The sequence below is a fragment of the Streptomyces lavendofoliae genome (assembly GCF_014649735.1).
Taxonomy (GTDB): domain Bacteria; phylum Actinomycetota; class Actinomycetes; order Streptomycetales; family Streptomycetaceae; genus Streptomyces; species Streptomyces lavendofoliae.
Genome location: NZ_BMTP01000047.1, coordinates 1 through 2872 on the forward strand (window position 1 = coordinate 1; position 2872 = coordinate 2872).

Annotated in this window: 3 pseudogenes; all 3 read left to right on the plus strand. The window is 71.4% G+C overall.

From position 1 onward, the window contains the following. Window positions 1-1211 (plus strand): annotated as a pseudogene (locus IE109_RS32690) (hypothetical protein); the annotation flags it as partial. A gap of 95 nt (window positions 1212-1306) precedes the next feature. Then, a pseudogene (locus IE109_RS32695) lies at window positions 1307-2301 on the plus strand (DUF5047 domain-containing protein). Then, a pseudogene (locus tag IE109_RS32700) lies at window positions 2298-2872 on the plus strand (hypothetical protein); the annotation flags it as partial. The pseudogenes IE109_RS32695 and IE109_RS32700, both read left to right, overlap by 4 nt.

Sequence of the window (2872 nt, forward strand, 5' to 3'; positions counted from 1 at the left end):
TGGCGACGCTCGCGCGCCTCACCCCGTGGGGCACCGACGGGCTTGAGGGCTACTACGCCATGACCGTCACCTCCGCGACCGCCACCACCAGCGTCATCCGCTCGGCGAAGTTCCCGATCGGAAGCAGCGCGGCCGGACTCGACTTCACCGCCGAGATCGGCACCAAGGTGGCGGCCGGCAGCTGGAACCTGACCCGCGGGATCCGCTGGTACTCCGCCACGAACGTCGACCTCGGCCTCACCTCTGGGGCGGCGGGCGCCATACCGACCCCGAACTGGTGGTACCTGAGCAGCCAGCACACCGCCCCGGCCGGGGCCACCCAGGCGGCGATCGAGTGGAGCCTGACCGCCACGGCCGTCTCCTCGGTGCTGCGCCTGGACCGGGCCGCGCTGTGGCAGTCCCTACCGCTGGACGAAATTGAGGTGTTCGACGCCGACGCCTACATCAAGGTGACGTTCCGGGAGCTCACCGCGGGCGACACGGTCACCGTGTGGCGGGTCGCCAGCAACGGCACCCGCACCCTGGTCCGCGGCCCCAACGGGCTCATCGACGGCGACCTCCTCACCTCCGACGTCCTGGTCATCGAGGACTACGAGGCACCGCTCGGCGTGCCCGTCTCCTACTACGCCGAGACCAAGAACTCGACCGGCGGCGTGGTCGCCACCCGGGCAAGCGACACCGTCACCCTCGCCGTGGGCAACGCCCAGTACGGGTGGCTGAAGGACCCCGGCAACCCGCAGCGCAACGTCCACGTGATGATCGCCCGCGCGCCGGACTGGCAGCGGCCCATCCAGCAGGCCGAGTACCGGGTGAAGGGCCGCCGCAACAGCGTCGTCCACTCCGACACCCGCGGCGGCCTGGAGGGCGACCTCACCGTCTACACCCAGAGCGACGACGAGCGAGAGCAGCTGCACTGGCTCCTCGACCTGGGCAACGTCCTGCTGTGGCAGGCCGCGCCCGGTTACGGCGTGAGTGACATGTACGTGGCCGTCGGGCAGGTCACCGAGGCCCGCCCGGGCGGCGCCGCCACCGAGCCGCTGCGGACATGGACGCTGCCGCTGAAGGAAGTCGACATGCCGGTGACCGTCGGTGTGGCCGGCTCCGCCGGAAGGACCTGGCAGGACCTGCTGAGCGAGTTCGCCACCTGGGGCGATGTCCTCAACGCCTTCGGCTCCTGGGAGGACGTCCTGTTCAACCGGAGGAGCACCTGATGTACCCCGTATCCGACCGGTTCCTCGACGCGATCAGCGAGTCCTACAGCCCGGTCACCGAGGTCGTGCTCTTCCGCACCGACGGCCGGGTGGAGATGCTTCCGCTCACCGGTGGCAGCGTCTCTGTCGACCGCGGCAACGCCACCCGCCGCACCTGCTCCGTCACCCTCGCCGACACCAGCCTCATCCCGCGCACCGCCGCGGACAACCTGTCTGTCTACGGCGCGCAGCTACGCATCTCACGCGGCGTGGACTACGGCAACGGCGAGCGGGAGCTAGTGCCGCTCGGGGTGTTCCGGATCGACGAGGTGTCCGGAGACGTCGACGAAGGCCCGGTGACGATCCAGGGAAAAGCCTCGAGGTGGTGGTAGCCGACGACCGATTCCGCGCCCCCTACCGGGCGTCGGGGACGGCGGTCGGCGCCATCACCGCCCTGATCCAGCGCAGCATCCCCGACGCCGCCGTCGTCAACCGGGCCGTCGACGCGGCGATCGGCCCAAGGGTCTTCGACATCGAAGGCGACCCCTGGGCGGCCGTCACCGAGATCGCCCACGCCATCGGCGCCGAGGTCTACACCGACGCCGACGGCACCTTCATCATCGCCGAGCTGCCCGACCCCCTCACCACGACCCCGGTCTGGACGATCGCAGCGGGGGAGGGCGGCGCATACATCCAGGCCAGCCGCGGCATGTCCGCCGACGGAGTCAAAAACGGCTGGCTGATCCGCGGGGAGAACAGCGAAGCGAACGTCGCCCCGGTATCCGCCCTCGTCGTCGACAACGACCCCACCAGCCCCACCTACTGGGACGGCCCGTTCGGCCGCCGGCCCGGCTTCTACTCCTCCGCCACGATCATCAGCAGCGGCGCCGCGACCGCCGCCGGCACCCTCCGCTTGCGCGCCAGCGTCGCCCCCAACGCGTCCGCCGACATCAGCGCCCTGCCCAACCCGGCCCTTGAGCCAGGTGACGTGCTGCGCGTGCTGTACCCGGACGGCACCGCCGAGCTGCACCAGGCGCAGGGCTTCTCCCTCGACCTCGACGTCGGCGGGTCCTTCGTGATCCAGACGATCAGCGCGAAGGAGGGCACGTGACCCCCGAAGTCCTGGCGCTCGACCTGGCCGACGCTGTCCGCGAGCAGACCCTGAACACCGGCGCCGCCACCCCGGCCATCCGCGGCGGTGACTGGCGCATGGCGACCGTCGCCACCGTCGGCGCCGACGGCACCGTCACCACCACCGACGGCATCCCCGTCCGCCGGATGGAGACCTACATCAGCCCCACCGCCGGCGACCTGATCTACCTCACCCAGTCCGGCTCCGGAGACTGGCTCGCCTGGGGCCGCAGCTCCACCGGCGGCGTCGCCATCGGCGAGACCGCCCCGGCACGCAAACCGGTGTCGACCTCCCGCGCGTCCACCACGACGATGGCCGCCGACCCGCACCTGACACTCACCCTCTCGCCCGGCACGTACAAGCTCGACGCGTTCCTGATGTACGACGGCGACCCGGCGGCCGACCTGAAGCTCGGCTGGTCCGCACCGGCCGGCACGACCGGCGCGTGGTGGCCCGGCGGCCCTGACTCCTCAATGACCGCCCTGGCCTGGGAGCCGCGCTGGGGCGTCGTGTCCGACGTCGGGACCTCCACCCTCCCGGTAGGCGCCCA